Origin of the sequence: Streptomyces caeni (assembly GCF_042678285.1) — a bacterium.
Lineage (GTDB): Bacteria > Actinomycetota > Actinomycetes > Streptomycetales > Streptomycetaceae > Streptomyces > Streptomyces caeni.
In genome coordinates this window covers 2,560-18,956 of the sequence record NZ_JBHUDX010000042.1, presented here as the reverse complement: position 1 = coordinate 18,956, position 16,397 = coordinate 2,560, and the positions used below count along the sequence as shown (strand labels likewise).

Below are 16,397 nucleotides of genomic sequence, written 5' to 3'. Positions count from 1 at the left end.
AGGGTCGTCGCCGGGTCGTCCGGCACCGCCGGGGGCTGTGCCGGCGTGCCCCCGGTGTCCGAGGCGCCGGAGGCGTCCGCGGTGCCCGGGGTCCCGGACGTATTCGGGGTCCCGGAGCCACCCGGCGCACCGGATGCGCCCGACGCGGGGAAGACCACGTCCGAGCACGAGTAGTACGTGTCCGTCGTGCTCGAGTTCTGACAGATCGTGTAGAGGACGTGGTGCCCGGTCCGGTCCGCCGGGAGCTTCACCCCGATCCGGTGGGCGCCCTTGACCAGTGGCGGGTCCGTGACCTGGGCGAACGGCTTCGCCGGGAGATCGGACCAGGTCAAGGCCCTGGTGGGGTCGTACCCCTGTCTTGTCAGGAACAGCTTGAACGTGCCGGTGTGCGGGATCGTCGAGCCGTACGCCATGGTCAGCGACGCGCCCGGCGCGAGCCGTGTCGACGGCCAGTCGGAGCGCGCCAGGTCGAGGCCCCGGTAGGAAGGCAGCCCTCCGCTGCACAACGGCCGCTCGCTCTTCCCCCGGCTGTCGGTGCGCGAGAACGTGGCGCTGCCGCTGCGCCGCCGGGGACTCGACCGGGCCGCGCGACGCGCGGAGGCCGACCGCATCCTGGAGCGGGTCGGCCTCCTCGACGCGGCCCGCCGGCACCCCTGGCAGCTCTCCGGCGGAATGCAGCAGCGGGTCGCCATCGCCCGCGCGCTGGTCTGCCGCCCCGCCCTGCTGCTGATGGACGAACCGTTCGGCTCCCTCGACGCCCAGACCCACGAGGACCTGGAGGGCCTGCTCCTGGAGGTCCACCGCACGGACGGCGCGACGATCGGGTTCGTCACGCACGACATCGACGAGAGCGTCTACCTGGGCGATCGTGTGGTGGCCCTGTCCCCGGGCCCGGGCGCGCGGGTCGCCCTGGACCTCCCGGTCCCGCTCCCCGGCGCACGGGACCAGATCGCCACCCGTGGCCTGCCGGAGTGCGTGGCGCTGCGGACGCGGGTGGGGCGGGCGGTGCGCGGCGGGGGCGTCCGCGACCGGACCGGCGGCTGAGCGCCCCCGGTTCACGCGATGGTGGGAGCATGTCCCGCCGCGCGGATGTACCGCACCGGCCACGGGTAGGGCCCGGCCATGACGCAGCCGTTCGACCTTCCCCGCTTCTACACGCCGTACCCGGCACGGCTGAACCCGCATGTCGACGAGGCGCGCGCCCACTCCGCGCAATGGGCGCGGGCCATGGGCATGCTGGAGGGCTCCGGCATCTGGGAGCGGTCCGACCTCGACGCGCACGACTACGGACTGCTCTGCGCGTACACCCACCCCGACTGCGACGGCCCGGCCCTCTCCCTCATCACCGACTGGTACGTGTGGGTGTTCTTCTTCGACGACCACTTCCTGGAGACCTTCAAGCGCAGCCGGGACCGCGAGGGCGGCAGGGCCTACCTGGACCGGCTGCCGTCGTTCATGCCGCTGGACCTCGCGACGCCCGTTCCCGATCCGGCGAACCCCGTCGAGGCGGGGCTCGCCGACCTGTGGGCCCGCACGGTGCCGTCGATGTCGCCGCACTGGCGGCGGCGGTTCGCGACCGCCACCGCGCAACTGCTCGACGAGTCCCTGTGGGAGCTGTCCAACATCGACGAGGGGCGGATCGCCAACCCCGTCGAGTACATCGAGATGCGCCGCAAGGTGGGCGGTGCCCCCTGGTCGGCGGGGCTCGTGGAGTTCGCGACCGCCGAAGTGCCCGCCCGGGTGGCCGCGGCCCGGCCGCTGCGCGTGCTCATGGAGACGTTCGCCGACGCGGTCCATCTGCGCAACGACCTCTTCTCCTACCAGCGCGAGGTCGAGCAGGAGGGCGAACTCAGCAACGGCGTCCTCGTCCTGGAGACCTTCTTCGGCTGCGGTACGCAGCAGGCCGCCGACACCGTCAACGACATCCTCACCTCGCGGCTGCACCAGTTCGAGCACACGGCGCTCACCGAGGTGCCCGCGCTGGCCGTGGCGAAGGGGCTCACCCCGGACGAGGCGGCGGCCGTCGCCGCGTACACGAAGGGGCTGCAGGACTGGCAGTCGGGCGGCCACGCCTGGCACACCAGGTCCAGCCGCTACATGAACGAACGAGTCCGCTCCACGGAGCGACCCCTCGGCCCCACCGGCATCGGCACGTCGGCCGTCGATGTGCGAGGGCTGCTCGCCGACGCCGGGGCCGAGAGGCTGCGCGCGTACACCCATGTCCCCTTCCGGCAGGTCGGACCCTCGCTCATCCCCGACATCCACATGCCCTACGAGGTGGAACTCAGCCCTCACCTGGACGGCGCCCGCAGCCGCCTCGTGCCCTGGGCGCGGCGCACGGGCATGCTCCAGGAGGGCGTCTGGGACGAGGACAGGCTCGCGGCGTTCGACCTGCCGCTGTGCGCCGCGGGCCTGGATCCGGACGCGGCACCCGAGGCACTCGACCTCAGCTCACGGTGGCTGGCCTGGGGCACGTACGGCGACGACTACTACCCGCTCGTCTTCGGCCACCGCCGCGACCTCGCGGCGGCCGCGCTGTGCAGCGAGCGCCTGTCGTCGTGCATGCCCGTCGACGGCACGGAGCCCCCCGCACCGGTCAACGCGATGGAGCGCGGACTGATCGACCTGTGGGCGCACACCACGGCCGGGATGACCCCCGAGCAGCGGCGCCAACTGCGGGCCGCCGTGGACACGATGACCGAGGGCTGGCTGTGGGAGCTGTCCAACCAGCTCCAGAACCGCATCCCGGATCCCGTCGACTATCTGGAGATGCGGCGCGCCACCTTCGGCGCCGACCTCACCAAGAACCTGTGCCGCGCCGGCCACGGTCCCGCGGTCCCGCCCGAGGCGTACCGCAGCGGCACGCTCCGGGCGCTGGAGAACGCGGCCGTCGACCACGCGATGCTGGTCAACGACGTCTTCTCGTACCAGAAGGAGATCCAGTACGAGGGCGAGATCCACAACGCCCTGCTCGTCGTGCAGAACTTCTTCGGCTGCGACTACCCGACGGCCCTGCGCATCGTCAACGACCTGATGACCGGGCGCATGCGGCAGTTCCAGCATGTGGTCGCCCACGAACTGCCCGTCCTGTACGACGACTTGCGGCTGGGCGAGGAGGCTCGCGCCGTCCTGGACGGTTATGTCGCGGACCTGCGGCACTACATGTCGGGGATCCTGAACTGGCACCGCGGCTGCCACCGTTACGGTGCCGCCGACCTGGCCCGCCGCGTCCACGGCTTCGTACCGGACCTGGCGCCGGTCGTCGGCCGGCGGGCGGCAGCGGTGGCACGCTGAATGCACGGCGGGCCGCCGCGGAGGGTCCGCGACGATCTCCGCGGCGGCCCGGTCGGAGGCGGCGCGTGAGCTGGGCTGCACCCAGTCCGCGGTGTCGCAGCACATCGCCGCGCTCGAACAGGACCTCGGCGCACCCCTGCTGACCCGGCGTCCGGTCGTGCCCGCGGCGCTGCCGGGCCCGGAGGCCACCGGTGTCCCGGGCGCGGTCGCCGTTCCGCTCACGGCACCGCGTGCGGTCCACCGCACGGAACCGGTGCACGGCGGGGACCTGCGCGGAGCGGCGGCTGCCCTGGCCGAGCGGCTGCTCCGCGGTTCCCGCCGGTCCTCGTTTCCTCCCCGGACGCGAAACCGGCCGGGCGCACACCCGGCGGGTCTGGTGCCTCAGCCCAGATCGACGGAATCCGGTGATGAGGCGGTTCCGCGTGCCGCGCTGCAGGCGGCGACCTCACGGGCCAGGGCCAGCAGCTCCTCCCGGTCCGCCAGCTTCAGTTTGTTGCGGATGTTGTGCACATGGTTCCGCACGGTTCCCGCGGAGATGTAGAGCCCGTCAGCCACCGCGGAGTACGTGTGGTCCTGACCGAGCATGAGCAGGACCTGCTGCTCCCGTTGGGTCAGTGACGCCGCGTTGTTCGTGGTGTCGAGCTTGAGCGACAGACATGCCGCGAGGTTGACGATGCGCTCGTTGCCCGTGCTCGCGGGCATCACGCCGGTGGCCACGCCGGCCGGCTCCTGATCAGCCGCTGCGGAGGCCGGTTTCTCGCCGGCGCTCCGCTTCCCGATCTCAAGCGCCAGTATGAGCACCAGCGTTGCCACGAGCGCCCAGGCGAGGAGCAGGGGAAGGCGGATCAGCGCTTCTCCGTTCACCATCCTGTTCGCCGCGATACGGAGTGCGATCAGGCTGACGAAGACTCCCGCCCCGCCGATCGCGCCCGGCACGCCGTGGCGTGCCGTCATCCGGAAGACGAGGAGCGGCAGCGCGGCGACGGGCGTGGCTTCCGGGTCGGGGAGGAAGACCACGAACACCATCAGGGCGAGAACGATGTCGAACCAGTGGGAGCCCGCGGCGAGCTTGACGAGCTCGTCGCGGGACAGACGGCTCTGGAGGGCCAGGGACATCAGCAGCGACCAACCGATCCCGGTGACCGCGGCGGTGACGGCCACCCAGGCCGCCAAAGGCTCGAAGGCGATGGTCATCGCCACGAGCAGGACGCCCACGGCCAGACGCAGCACGGAGGCTACGCGCTCGGTTCTCAGAAAATTCCGGCAGGCGTTGCGCTGAGCGTCGGTCATCTCTTCCTCCCAGCACCTCCGGATCCCGACGTGGACGCAGTATCCAGAGAAAATCTACGTGTGTATAGGCGCGCGTTCATGGATTCTGGACGTAAGCACAAGGTCTCCTCGAGTGGTCGCCGTCACATGAGGAGCCGCCATGAATCACGCCAACAGTGGCAAGCGGGCCGAACTTTCCCCGTCCGCGTCGAGTCGCCGTGCCCTGCTGAGAAGCCTGGGCGCGGGTGGGTTGGCACTGGGCCTGACCCCCCTTGTCGCGTCGAGCGCGTCCGCCGCCTCGGCAGGGACCCTCCAGAACAGCCGAGCCGTCACCAGGGGCAGGGCGACCCTGCTGACCGTACTCCAGACGGCGGACTTCCACGGTCAGCTCGACACCCACGACGAGTTCTTCTGGGAGAACGACAAGCCCGCATTCCGCCGTACCGGCGGCTTCGCCCGGGTCCAGACGCTGGTCAACCAGGTCCGCGCGCAGAACCCGCAGGGCACGATCACGGTCGACGCAGGGGACTGCTTCCAGGGCAGCGGCTGGGCCGCCCTCAGCCGCGGCGAGGCGATGGCACCCCTGATGCGGCACCTGCACTACGACGCGGTGATCCCGGGCAACTGGGAGGTCGTCTACGGCAAGAGCCAGTTGCTGAAGGTGATGAGTGCGTACGGCGCGCCCGTGGTGTGCTCCAACATGTTCCACGACGAGGACGGTCGGCTGGGGGACTACCTGTTCGCGCCGGTGCACGTGCGGGAGTTCGCCGGTGTACGCGTCGGGTTCCTGTCGTTCAACGACCCCATGGTGCCGACCCGCCAGGACCCGTCGTACAGCGTCGGCATCAAGTTCACCTTCCCCGAGTACAACGCCGCCGAGTGGATCAGGTACCTGCGTGAGGACCGGCAGTGCGCCGTGGTCTTCGCGGTCACCCACATGGGCATCGCCCAGCAGGTCGACCTGGCCGGCCGGGACTGCATGCGGGGCGTGGACTACGTCCTCGGTGCCGACACCCACGAGCGGATCCGTGAGCCGATCAAGGGGACGTACGCGTCTGTGACCGAGCCAGGGGCCTTCGGCTCGTTCGTCGGACGGCTGGACCTGGTCGTGGAGAAGGGCCGGATCAAGGACGCGGCGTACGACCTGGTGGAGGTCGCGGAGTCGCGGTATGCCGAGGACCGTGCCATGCGCAGGGTCGTGCGCCGGGTGCAGGCGCCCTACAAGAAGGAGCTCTCCCAGGTCCTGGGCAGCACCGCGACGCCGATCATGCGCTACTACCCGATCGAGACCCCCATGGACAACCTGGTCACCGACGCGCTCTTCGAGATGACGGCCGAGGAACTGGCCAAGCAGGGCAAGACCCTCGACGTGGCGCTGTCCAACGGGTTCCGGTTCTGCCCGCCCCTGGTGCCGAAGAACGGCGGGACGGCCCAGATCACCCGCGAGTACCTGTGGAGCATGCTCCCGGTGAACGCCGGGGCCCGGGTCGGGAGCGTGCCGGGCAGGCTCCTGAAGGCCTGGATGGAAAAGGAACTCAACAACGTCTTCGCCGCGGACCCCGTGGAGCGCTTCGGAGGCTGGGTCGTGCGGATGAGCGGTATGAAGGTGAACTTCACGGCCGGCAAGCCGATGGGGCAGCGGGTCAACAGCATCGAGATCGGCGGGCAGCCGCTCGACGTCGACCGGAGCTACACCTTCGCCGCCTGTGAGCGCGGAGGGGACCCGGTCGACGTGCTGTGCCGCATCAAGGGCGTGTCGGACCGCACGGACCTCGCCTTCACCCTCCACGACGCGGTGGAGCGCTACCTGCACAGGCACTCGCCCGTCGCGCCGAAGCAGGAGGGCCGGGTCACCGCCACCGACCTGCCGTCCACCACGCTCGGCCAGCTGCCCGGGACCAGTTACCGGTTCCGCTGAGCCCGTACGTCCTGTTCGTCGACGTCGGCCCACCGCCGTGCCATGCCGGTTGCGGGCCCGTCGAACCGTCGGCGGACCTCGTGGAAGAGCGTCCAGGGGGGTGTCCATGCGGGTGTCCAGCGGCGTCCAGGCGGGCGTCCAGATCTCCAAACACTCTGTCTATGGAGGCCGGCCGGGGATTCGTGGTCTTCTCTGCCGAGCGCGCCGCCGGACTTCGGGCGGTGCAGATTCGCAGGGGAGAGCGCTATGACCGGCCTGGTGGGCACCTTGAGCAACGCCACGCATCATCTGGGCGGAGTCCGCCGTGCCCGCACCGGCCCGTGCCGTTCCTCCGCGGTACGGGGAGCCCGGCGGTGATCAGCCGACTCGGCCCGCTGCTGCTCGCCTCGGGCGTCGGGCTCGCGCTCACCGCGACTCTCCTGTGGGCGTTCGCGGCCCGCGCGTCCCGACTGACCGTCACGGCCCGCAAGCTGACCTGGGGCGCGCTCGGTTCAGCCGCGGCGACGATGCTGGCGATGGAGTGGGCGCTGGTCACGAACGACTTCAGCGTCCGCTACGTGGCCGAGCACAGTGCCCGCGAGGTACCGCTCTAATACCGGATGACCGGCCTGTGGAGCGCGCTGGAGGGCTCCCTCCTGCTGTGGCTGCTGATTCTCGCCGCGCTCGCCGCGATCATGTCGCACGTCGTGCCGCGCCGCGCCGCCGAGCTGCACCCCTGGGCGATGGCCGTCATGACGTCGGTTCTGACGTTCTTCTTCGGCGTGGCGCTGCTGACCGGGAGGGCCTTCGCCAGGGTGTCGCCGGTGCCCGCCGACGGTCCCGGTCCCAATCCGTTGCTGCAGGACCACCCGTTGATGGGTGTGCATCCGCCGTTGCTGTACCTCGGCTACGTCGGTTTCACCGTGCCCTTCGCCTACGCCGTGTCCGCGCTCGTGACCGGGCGCCTCGACCGTGACTGGCTCGTGGTGAGCCGTCGGTGGCTGCTGGTGGCGTGGGCGGCGCTCACCGTCGGCATCACGATGGGCGCCTGGTGGTCGTACGAGGTGCTCGGCTGGGGCGGCTACTGGGCCTGGGACCCGGTGGAGAACGCCTCGATCCTTCCGTGGTTCACCGCCACCGCGCTGCTGCACTCGGTGATGGTCCAGGAGCGGCGTTCCATCCTGCGCATCTGGAACGTCGTCCTCGCGGCTTCGACGTTCCTGCTCGTCCTCATCGGCACGTTCATCACCCGCAGCGGGGTGCTGGCGAGCGTGCACGCGTTCACGCAGTCGGCGCTCGGCCCGGTCCTGCTCGGCTACATCGCCGTGGTGGCGCTCGGCGTGGTCGTCCTGCTGGTGTGGCGCGGGGACCGGCTCGGCCCGGTCAGCAGGATCGAGTCCACGGTCAGCCGCGAGTCGGTGTTCCTGGTCAACAACGTGCTGTTCGTGGCGCTCGCCGTCACGGTGCTGCTCGGTACGACGTTCCCGCTGCTCGTGGAGGCCGTCAGCGGCGACCGGGTGAGCGTGGGCGCTCCGTACTTCAACCGCATGGTCGTGCCGCTCGCCCTGGCCGTGGTCCTGCTCATGGGCGTGGGCCCGGTCCTGCCCTGGGATGGGCGCGAGGCGTCCGCGGCCCTGCGGCGGCTCCGGTTGCCCGCGCTGACCGGCCTGGGCACGGTTGCGGTCCTGGGCGGGGCGGGGCTGCCGCATCCCGGCACGATCGTGGCCTTCGGGCTTGCCGCCTTCTCCGTCACCGCCGCTGCCGGTACGGCCCTCCATGACGTGCGCAAGGTACGGGCCGCGGGCGAGCGGACCTGGCTCTTGGCCGCCGTGCGTGCCGTGCGGGGCAATCGGCGCCGCTACGGCGGGCTGATCGCGCACGTGGGCATCGTCCTCGCGGCGGTGGCCGTGGCGGGCTCGTCCTCGTATGCGTCGACCGCCGAGCGGACGCTGCGTCCCGGCGAGAGCATCACCGTGGCCGGGCACACCGCGACCCTGGTCCGGGTCGAGCGGCAGCGGACGCCGCGTTTCATGCAGGTCCGCGTCCTGACCGAGCTGTCCGGCTCGGACCGCCGCCTCGGTGTGTACACGCCGGCGCTGCGGTTCTACCCCTCGATGAACGAGGCCATCGGGCGGCCGTCGGTGCGTACCGGGCTCACCTCGGACGCCTACCTGACGGTCTCGTCGGCAGCGCCCGACGGCTCGACCGCGACGGTGCGGCTCACCGTCACCCCGCTGGTGGTGTGGCTGTGGGCGGCCGGTGTGCTGGTGGCATGCGGTGCGCTGTTCGCCGCGCTGCCGCGCCGCCCGAGGAAACGGTCCACCGCCGCGGCCGGGGAATCCCCGGCCGGCGTCGAGAGCACCGCTGCGGACTCCGCGGACTCCGCGCCCGGTGCCGCGGCGGTCTCGGAGGACGGCGCCTCCGCGGAACTGTCCGGGGTGGAGCGGTGACGGCGGCTCCCCCCGAAACCGTGGAACGGGCGGCGGCCCCCGCCCCCGGCCGGCGTCCGCGCATGTGGCGCTGGGGCGTTCTGGCACTCGCGGTCGTCGTCGTCGCCACCGTCGTGACGGTGCTCGGCACCGGCATCGGCCGCGATCCGTCCATCGTGTCGTCGCGACTGGTCGGCCACAGTGCGCCGCCGCTGGCCGGACCCACGATCGACGGGGGACGCTTCGACCTCGCCGGGCAGCGGGGAAGCGTGGTCCTCGTCAACGTGTGGGCCTCCTGGTGCGGACCGTGCCGGGAGGAGCATCCGCTGCTGGTCGAGGCCTCGCGCGACCTGGCCCCGCGCGGGCTGGTCGTCGTCGGTGTCAATACCAAGGACAAGGCGGCCGACGCGCGTGCGTTCCTGCGCGAGATGGGCGGCGCGCCGTATCCGAGCGTCGACGACCGGGAGGGCAGGCACGCGGTGGAGTGGGCGACCTTCGGCGTTCCCGAGAGCTTCGTCGTCGACCGCGCCGGCATTGTCCGCGCCCACGTCGCCGGGGAGGTGAGCGCCCAATGGATCGACCAGAACGTCGTGCCACTGCTGGCAGGCTGATCCGGCTCTCCGGGCGCAGCCCCGGCGGTACGGGGGTTAGCCCCCGGGGACGGCGAGGACGCCGGGTGACGCTGGCGGCGGTGCTGATCCTGCTGGCGCTGGCGGGCTTCGGGCTCGTCCGGTCCGCCGACTCGGCCGGGCCGAAAACGCGCGCGCAGGTGGCGCACGAGGTGGCCGCCTCGCTTCGCTGCCCGACGTGCCAGGGGCTGTCGGTGGCCGAGTCGGACTCGCCACTGGCGCAGAGCATGCGGCAGATCATCGACCAGCAGGTGGCCCAGCACCGCAGTCCCGGGCAGATCCGCGGCTACTTCGTCCAGCGCTACGGCGACTGGATCCTGCTGGCACCGCCGGCCGGCCACCTGGGGTGGGTGGTGTGGGCGGCGCCCGCCGTGGCGGTCGCCGTGGGACTCGTCGTCGCGAGCCGGCTCCTGGGCCGCCGGCGGCTGCCCCGGGCGGTGCGCTGGTTCTCGGCGGTTGCGCTGTTCGCCGCCGCGTCGGGTGTGCTGGTGTGGAGCAACCTCGGTGAGCGCGGTGCGGGCGGCCTGCCCACGGGGAACGTACCGGTCGCGGCCGGCTCCGGCACCACGGAGCGCTCCGCGGCGCCGACCGGTGCCGCACCGGGTCCGCCGGCCCCGACGGACACCGCGGCGGATCTGGGGGCCATGGAGGCGGCGGTCGCGCGGCAGCCCGACAACGCCTCGGCCCGTCTGGCGCTGGCGTCGGCGGCCCTGCGCGTCGGCCGGCTCGAGGTCGTGCGCGCCCAGGCCGAGGCCGTGCTGCGGGAGGATCCGGACAACGTCGACGCGCTGCTGTTGCTCGGGCTGTCCCCGCTCTCGCGGACCGATCCGGAGGCCCTCGCGGCCATGCGGAAGTTCCTGCGGCTCGCGCCGCCGGACCACCCCGGAGTCCCGGTGGCCCGCGCCGTCACGGAGGGCGCGTCGTGAGCCGCTCCGCCATGAGCCGGCGTGTCGCGGTGCCGCTCGCCGTCGTCGTCGCGGCACTGGCCGCGGGCGGGTGCTCGGCGGATCCCGCCCCGGCCCCTCCGCCCAGCGGTCCGCCCACGGCGGACATGCGTGTCGGCCTCGTGGAATGGGGGTTCACGATGTCGGCGTCGACCCTCCGCGCCGGTCCGGTGCGGCTGACGGTCACCAACGCCGGTTCGACGGCCCACGACCTCGAGGTTCTCGACGGTCACACCGTCCTGGGGAAGACCGCCTCGCTTTCCCCCGGTGCGGGGCAGACGCTCGAGATCGATCTGTCGGGGCACTCCGAAGTCACCTTCCTCTGCACACTGCCGGGCCACCGGGCTCAGGGCATGGTGCGCGAGGTCAGGGTCGTGCCACCCCGCGCCGTGTCAAGCACGCAAGGAGCCACGAACACATGACGGAACAGCCGAACATGCCGTCGGGGGACGCCGGTCACGACACAGGGAGGCCAGCCGCCTTCTTCGAGCCGGAGCGGTATTCATGGCCGCCCGACCCGGTGCTGGTCTGGCTCTTCGTGATCTGCGTCTTCGCTTTCGGCGGGCCCCTGACATGGCTGGCGGTGCGACGATGACCGTGATCGACACGCGCTCGGGCGGCGCCGGCCGGCCGGCGCACGAGCCGGTAGCCGGGACCGACCTGCCGCCGAGACCGGAGCCGGGCGTGAGGGTGGAGCGCGGTCTCATCCGCGCGCACGCCATCGCCGGGCTGATCGGCGTGCTGGGCGCCGCGGTCTTCGGCATCCTCGTCGCCGCCAAGTTCAACAACCCCGACTTCCTGGGCAGGTCGCCGGTCACCACCTGGGGGCGGCTGCGCTACGCGCACGTCCAGGGGATCCTGTACGCCTGGCTGATCAACGGCTTCATCGCCTTCGCCTACTACGCGGTCCCGACGACATCGGGCCGCCGGGTGCTGAGCCGGACGCTGGGCTGGTGGCTGTTTTGGGTGTGGAACATCGCAGTCGTCCTGCTCGGCTGGATCTTCGTACTGATCGGGTACAGCCAGTCGGTCGAGTGGGGCGAGTTCCCGGTCGCCGTCGACGTCGTCACCGTGTTCGCCTTCATCGGGTTCGGCGCCCAGTTCGTGGCTCCGTACCTGCGCCGCCGGGACGCGCGCCTGTACGTCTCCAGCTGGTATCTGCTGCTGGCCTTCACGTTCAGCCCGGTGGTCTTCGTCATCGGCCAGTTCGTGCCCGAGTACTTCGCTCCCGGCGCCCTCGGCGCCGTGCTGTCGGGGCTGTGGATCCACGACGCGGTCGGCCTGCTCGTCACGCCGCTGGCGCTGGCGATCGCCTACTACGTGATCCCGGTGACGACCAACCGTCCCGTCTACAGCCACTTCATGTCGCTGGTCGGGTTCTGGGGCCTGGTGTTCTTCTATCCCCTCAACGGGATCCACCACTACGTCTTCTCGCCCATCCCCATGGAGGCGCAGAAGGTCGCGATCATGGCGTCGGTGTTCATGGGCCTGGCCGTCCTCGTGGTGGTCACGAACCTGCTGCTCAGTCTGCGCGGCTGCGCCCGGCTCACGGTGTCGAGCCTGCCGCTGCGGTTCGTCTGGACCGGGATCGTCTTCTACCTCCTGGTCTCGATGCAGGGGGCGTTCCAGGCCGCGATGCCGGTCCAGGAACAGATCCACTTCAGCGACTGGGTGATCGGGCACGCGCACCTGGCCATGGCCGGGTTCGCGACCTTCGTGATCATCGGCGGTCTGCTGCACCTGTGGCCGCGGGTGGCCGGCCGGCCCGTGCACGCCCGCTACGCGAACCTCGCCTACTGGATCGGCACGATCGCCCTGGTCACCCTTGTCGCGGATCTGACGGCGGCCGGCCTGCTGCAGGCGGGCTCCTGGACGAACGGCGCGCCGTGGATCGAGAGCGTCGTCGTGTCCAAGGTGCCCTGGCTGCTGCGCACGGTCAGCGGCACGTTCCTGGCCGCGGCGTTCGTGCTGCTCCTGATGGCCGTCCTCACCGAGCCGGCGCCGGGCGACGCCGAAACGAACGTACCGATGTCCGGTGAGTCGGAGCACGAGCCGGTGGAAGTGGAGGCAGGCCGATGAGCGACCCGGAAGAGCCGGACAAGCCCGAGACACCGGATGAGCCGCAGCATTCGGACGCTCCGCAGGAGGACGGGCCGGGGCACGAGGCACCGCGCTGGATGCGCTTCCTCGAACGCGGCACCACGGTCATGCTGCTGGGCGGGCTGGGGTCGCTCGTGCTGTCCTTCCTCACGCTCGGCGTCCTGCCGCTGGGCGAGCTGAGCGACGAGGTCAAGAAGGACACGCCGTCCTCCTACCGGCCGATGAACCAGCTCGAACAGACCGGATTCACCGTCTACAAACGGGAGGGCTGCGCCTACTGCCACTCGAATTTCGTCCGCAGCACCACCTCGGACGTCCGGCGGTTCGGCGCACCGGCCGAGGCGTGGGAGTACCAGGACCAGTACCCGCAGCAGTGGGGGACCCGGCGGGTCGGCCCGGACCTGTCCCGCGAGTCCGGCATGCGGACGGACGCATGGCAGTACGCGCACCTGTACGACCCGCGCAGCACGGTGCCGCAGTCCGTGATGCCGCCGTACCCGTGGCTCTTCCAGAAGAAGGCCGACGGCGAGCTCGTTCCCACGCAGGAGGCACGCGGCCTGGTCGCCTACCTCAACTTCCTCGGACGGGCGATGCGGGAGTCCGGACCGCAGACGAAAACGGGCAGCGACGCCGTCAACGGCGTCATGAGCCATGAGGGGCACTGAGAACAGATGTCGAATTTCCTGATGGACCTCCTGCTGGTGCTTGGTGTCGCCCTCGTGGGGATGTTCCTGACCGCCGGCCTGGCCAGCCCGCGTTTCCGTGCCGCCCTGCAACGGCCCGCCGAGGACATGCTCCAGCGCGACCGCAGGCAGTGGGGCGAGCACCCTGGAAGGGAGAATGGTGCGCGGTGATGGGCAGATTCCTCCGGTTGGCGCTGGTGCCGGGGACGGCCGTGCTGGCCACCGCCGCCGCCTGGACCACTTTCCACGCCTTGACCGACCGTGAAGCAGCGCCGGTGCACGTCCACACCATGTCCATGGGCGTGCAGCGCAACGAGCAGAAACTGGTGGCCCCCCAGCCGGCGGCGTACAAGGGCCTGATCTCGCGCGGTGCCCGGGTGTACGCGGCCAACTGCTTCTCCTGCCACGGGGGCGTCGGCAACGGCCACGGCCCGCTGGCGGCGAACCTGTCCACGCCGGCCCGTGACTTCACCGACTCCGACTGGATGTCCTCGCAGTCCGACGGCGTGTTCTTCACGTCCGTGCAGCGCGGTGTCCCCGGCACGCCGATGCCGGCGTTCACCGGCCGGCTGTCCAACGCCGACATCTGGGCGGTCGTCGCCTACATCCGGGGGTTCTCCCCGACCATACGGCTGGACAGCGCCCCCGGCGGCGCGCCCGACGACTCGGGGAACAGCGGCCTGGGCAAGCAGCTCTACGAGGAGCAGTGCGCGGGATGCCACGGCCAGTCCGGCGACGGGAAGGGGGCGGCCGCGTCGTCGATGCGGACGCAACCGCGCAACCTGTCCGACCAGGACTGGCAGGCGGGCCGCAGCGATGGGCAACTCGCCCACACGATCCAGCAGGGCCTGCCGGGGACGGCCATGCCCGCGTTCGGCGGCGACCTGACCGCCGACCAGATCGACGCGGTCGTCGGCTACCTGCGCCGGCTCGCCGACGGAGTCGAGCGGCCCAACCCCGTCTCCGGATGGGCCCAGGAGAACTACCTTGCCTACTGCGCCTCCTGCCACGGCGTGAACGGCGACGGCAAGGGGGTCGCCGCGGGCCGCCTGGACCCGGCACCGCGGGTGTTCCGCAATCCGGCCTGGATGGCCGGCCAGACCGACCAGGCGCTGGCGAACGCCATCAAGAACGGCCGGCCGGGAACCGCGATGCCCTCCTTCGGCGCGGTCCTGACCGACCAGGAGATCGCCGTACTCGCCGACTACCTGCGCGCCTTCGCCGGCTCCGCGGCGATTCCCGGAGCCGACTCCGCCTACCGATACGACCCCGAAGCAATCAACGACTCGCCGGCCGCGCCGAGGTGAAGCAATGAGTTCAGTGAACAGACGCCGTCTCCTCATCGGAGGGATCGCCGTGCCGGCCGCAGCGCTGATGGCTGGTGGCGGGTACCGCCTCTTCGGTGGCGCGGACACGGCCTCCGCGGCCGACAGCGTGCTGCGCGCCGGGGACCTCAAGATGCCACCGGGCACGCCCTTCCGGCTCGTGGCGCTGTCCGGCAAGGGGCCGATGGGACAGACCTACGACCGGCCGCCGAACTACGAGACGCCGGCCGAGCGCCTGATCGGGCGGGAGAACTACCCCTACACCGACAACGACTACTACTACGTGCGTTATCGGGAGGCCACCGTCCTCCAGCTCAATCCGGACAACTACCGGCTGACGATCGGCGGCGCGTCCGCGGCCAACGAGATCACGCTGTCGCTCGACGACCTGCAGGCCCGCGCCACCACCACGGTCGGCGCGGTGGGCATGTGCTCCGGCGAGGGCCGCGGCCTGCACCACCCGATGATCCCGGGAATGCCGTGGACCAAGGGCGACCTGTCGTGCGCCGAGTGGACCGGGGTGCGGATCTCGGACCTGCTGAAGGAGGTCGGTCTCAAGGACGACGCCAAGTACGCGTCGTTCGGCGCCGGCCGCCAGCTCAGCCTGACCAAACCGGAGTACTGGCGCACGTATCCGCTCGCGAGCGTGCAACAGAACCCCGACGCGATCCTCGCCGTCAAGATGAACGGGGAGGACATACCGCTCTGGAACGGCTACCCGGTCCGCCTCGTCGTGCCGGGCACATGGGCGCCGACCTGGACCAAGCAGGTCGTCAGCCTCGAGATCGCGGCGACGCCGCACCCGATGGAGTGGTCCGGGCGTCCCATCACGCCCAACAAGCTGAGCGTGTTCTCGATGATCTCCACGCCCACCGACGGCACGCGGATCCCGTTCGGCCGGAAGGTCGAGATCACCGGCGTCGCGTTCGACGACGGCTCCGGCATCACCAAGGTGGAGATCAGCCAGGACGACGGGCGTACCTGGCAGCCGGTCACCCTGGACAGGTCGTACGGCAAGTACACCTGGCGGGTGTGGCGGGCGCAGATCGGGTTCTCCGGCCGCGGCGAACAGCGGGTGCTGAGCCGGGCGACGAGCGCCGACGGCAAGGTGCAGCCGCTGGAGCCGGACCCGGAGAAGCTGGCGAACGGCGGCCGCAAGGAAACCGCCTCCCGCACCTTCGCCGCTGTCTACGAGGTGGTCTGAGCCATGGCGAAACGTGGACTGTGGATGATCCCGGCGGTCGTGCTGCTCGGCTCCGCCGGCGCCCTCGGCGTGTACGCGGTGACGCGGCCGGACGCCCTGCCCGCCGTCGAGGCGGGGCAGGCCGGCCTGGGCCAGTACCCGCAGGCGGACTTCACCCTGGCCGAGGGCAGCGGGAAGGGACTCGTCGAGGCCTACTGCACGGCGTGCCACTCGCTGGCGCCGATCGTGACCCACGGCGGGTTCACCGCGAAGCAGTGGGCCAAGGAGGTGGACAAGATGCGCACCAACTACGGCGCCCCCATCGACGACGCGACGGCCGCCCAGATCACGAGCTACCTGCAGACGCACTACACCGTCCCCCCGCCGCTGCCGTTGAAGGGCACGGCGGGCGACGTCTACGGCAAGCCGGGCAGCTGACCGATGACCGCCGTACCGTCCTTCGAGTCCGGTCCGTCCGCCGGGCTCGTCCTGCAGCTGACCGCCGTCCGCCGGCACTACGGCGAGGTCGCCGCGCTCGCGCCGACCAGCCTGGCGCTGGCGCGTGGTACGGCCACCGTGGTGACCGGCCCCAACGGCTCGGGCAAGACCACGCTGCTGCGGCTCGCCGCCGGCCTGCTGCGGCT

The 16,397-nt window shown here is 71.3% G+C and carries 17 protein-coding genes and 2 pseudogenes; 17 read left to right on the top strand and 2 right to left on the bottom strand.

Annotated elements, in window-relative coordinates; genetic code table 11:
* The coding region (locus ACFSL4_RS15600; RefSeq protein ID WP_381082896.1) for a lytic polysaccharide monooxygenase at positions 1 to 611 on the bottom strand (611 nt) is incomplete at its 3' end.
* On the opposite strand from ACFSL4_RS15600, the pseudogene ACFSL4_RS15595 reads away from it, so the two are divergent.
* The 3 genes and pseudogenes from ACFSL4_RS15595 to ACFSL4_RS15585 form a co-directional block, all read left to right on the top strand.
* Positions 508 to 1,044 (top strand): annotated as a pseudogene (locus tag ACFSL4_RS15595) (ABC transporter ATP-binding protein); the annotation flags it as partial. The gene ACFSL4_RS15600 and the pseudogene ACFSL4_RS15595 overlap by 104 nt on opposite strands.
* A 78-nt stretch (positions 1,045 to 1,122) precedes the next feature.
* Entirely contained in the window at positions 1,123 to 3,294 is a 2,172-nt protein-coding gene (gene cyc2 / locus ACFSL4_RS15590; protein WP_381082864.1) for a germacradienol/geosmin synthase Cyc2, read from the top strand.
* A pseudogene (locus tag ACFSL4_RS15585) lies at positions 3,206 to 3,406 on the top strand (hypothetical protein); the annotation flags it as partial. The gene cyc2 and the pseudogene ACFSL4_RS15585, both read left to right, overlap by 89 nt.
* A 269-nt stretch (positions 3,407 to 3,675) precedes the next feature.
* Here the strand turns inward: ACFSL4_RS15585 and ACFSL4_RS15580 are convergent.
* Entirely contained in the window at positions 3,676 to 4,584 is a 909-nt protein-coding gene (locus ACFSL4_RS15580; RefSeq protein ID WP_381082862.1) for a helix-turn-helix transcriptional regulator, read from the bottom strand.
* Between the two features lie 139 nt (positions 4,585 to 4,723).
* Between ACFSL4_RS15580 and ACFSL4_RS15575 the strand changes: the two genes are divergently transcribed.
* From ACFSL4_RS15575 to ACFSL4_RS15510, 14 genes are all read left to right on the top strand, one after another.
* Positions 4,724 to 6,481, top strand: a complete 1,758-nt coding sequence (locus ACFSL4_RS15575) for a bifunctional metallophosphatase/5'-nucleotidase (protein ID WP_381082860.1) — start codon at positions 4,724 to 4,726, stop codon at positions 6,479 to 6,481.
* Between the two features lie 353 nt (positions 6,482 to 6,834).
* A complete protein-coding gene (locus ACFSL4_RS15570; protein WP_381082858.1) occupies positions 6,835 to 7,074 on the top strand; it encodes a hypothetical protein in 240 nt (79 codons plus the stop codon).
* 6 nt (positions 7,075 to 7,080) lie between these two features.
* Positions 7,081 to 8,910 carry a heme lyase CcmF/NrfE family subunit gene (locus ACFSL4_RS15565; RefSeq protein WP_381082856.1) on the top strand — a complete coding sequence of 610 codons (1,830 nt, stop codon included), beginning with the start codon at positions 7,081 to 7,083 and terminating at the stop codon, positions 8,908 to 8,910.
* The gene (locus ACFSL4_RS15560) at positions 8,907 to 9,500 is read left to right on the top strand and encodes a TlpA family protein disulfide reductase (protein WP_381082854.1); all 594 of its coding nucleotides are present in this window, start codon (positions 8,907 to 8,909) and stop codon (positions 9,498 to 9,500) included. Before ACFSL4_RS15565 ends, ACFSL4_RS15560 begins: the two co-directional genes overlap by 4 nt.
* Positions 9,501 to 9,565: 65 nt before the next feature.
* The gene (locus tag ACFSL4_RS15555; RefSeq protein WP_381082852.1) at positions 9,566 to 10,444 is read left to right on the top strand and encodes a cytochrome c-type biogenesis protein CcmH; all 879 of its coding nucleotides are present in this window, start codon (positions 9,566 to 9,568) and stop codon (positions 10,442 to 10,444) included.
* Positions 10,441 to 10,884: a hypothetical protein gene (locus ACFSL4_RS15550; RefSeq protein WP_381082850.1), complete on the top strand. Its 444-nt coding sequence runs from the start codon at positions 10,441 to 10,443 to the stop codon at positions 10,882 to 10,884. The genes ACFSL4_RS15555 and ACFSL4_RS15550 overlap by 4 nt, the downstream gene beginning before the upstream one ends.
* The gene (locus ACFSL4_RS15545; protein WP_381082848.1) at positions 10,881 to 11,057 is read left to right on the top strand and encodes a hypothetical protein; all 177 of its coding nucleotides are present in this window, start codon (positions 10,881 to 10,883) and stop codon (positions 11,055 to 11,057) included. The genes ACFSL4_RS15550 and ACFSL4_RS15545 overlap by 4 nt, the downstream gene beginning before the upstream one ends.
* Entirely contained in the window at positions 11,054 to 12,541 is a 1,488-nt protein-coding gene (locus ACFSL4_RS15540; RefSeq protein ID WP_381082846.1) for a cbb3-type cytochrome c oxidase subunit I, read from the top strand. Before ACFSL4_RS15545 ends, ACFSL4_RS15540 begins: the two co-directional genes overlap by 4 nt.
* Positions 12,538 to 13,227, top strand: a complete 690-nt coding sequence (locus tag ACFSL4_RS15535; RefSeq protein ID WP_381082844.1) for a cbb3-type cytochrome c oxidase subunit II — start codon at positions 12,538 to 12,540, stop codon at positions 13,225 to 13,227. The genes ACFSL4_RS15540 and ACFSL4_RS15535 overlap by 4 nt, the downstream gene beginning before the upstream one ends.
* 6 nt (positions 13,228 to 13,233) lie before the next feature.
* Positions 13,234 to 13,416 carry a hypothetical protein gene (locus tag ACFSL4_RS15530; protein ID WP_381082842.1) on the top strand — a complete coding sequence of 61 codons (183 nt, stop codon included), beginning with the start codon at positions 13,234 to 13,236 and terminating at the stop codon, positions 13,414 to 13,416.
* A complete protein-coding gene (locus tag ACFSL4_RS15525) occupies positions 13,416 to 14,552 on the top strand; it encodes a c-type cytochrome (protein ID WP_381082840.1) in 1,137 nt (378 codons plus the stop codon). Before ACFSL4_RS15530 ends, ACFSL4_RS15525 begins: the two co-directional genes overlap by 1 nt.
* A 4-nt stretch (positions 14,553 to 14,556) precedes the next feature.
* A complete protein-coding gene (locus ACFSL4_RS15520; RefSeq protein WP_381082838.1) occupies positions 14,557 to 15,774 on the top strand; it encodes a molybdopterin-dependent oxidoreductase in 1,218 nt (405 codons plus the stop codon).
* Positions 15,775 to 15,777: 3 nt separating this feature from the next.
* Positions 15,778 to 16,191 carry a hypothetical protein gene (locus ACFSL4_RS15515; RefSeq protein ID WP_381082836.1) on the top strand — a complete coding sequence of 138 codons (414 nt, stop codon included), beginning with the start codon at positions 15,778 to 15,780 and terminating at the stop codon, positions 16,189 to 16,191.
* Between the two features lie 3 nt (positions 16,192 to 16,194).
* Positions 16,195 to 16,397, top strand: a 203-nt coding sequence (locus tag ACFSL4_RS15510) for an ATP-binding cassette domain-containing protein (protein ID WP_381082834.1), incomplete at its 3' end; no start/stop codon positions are given.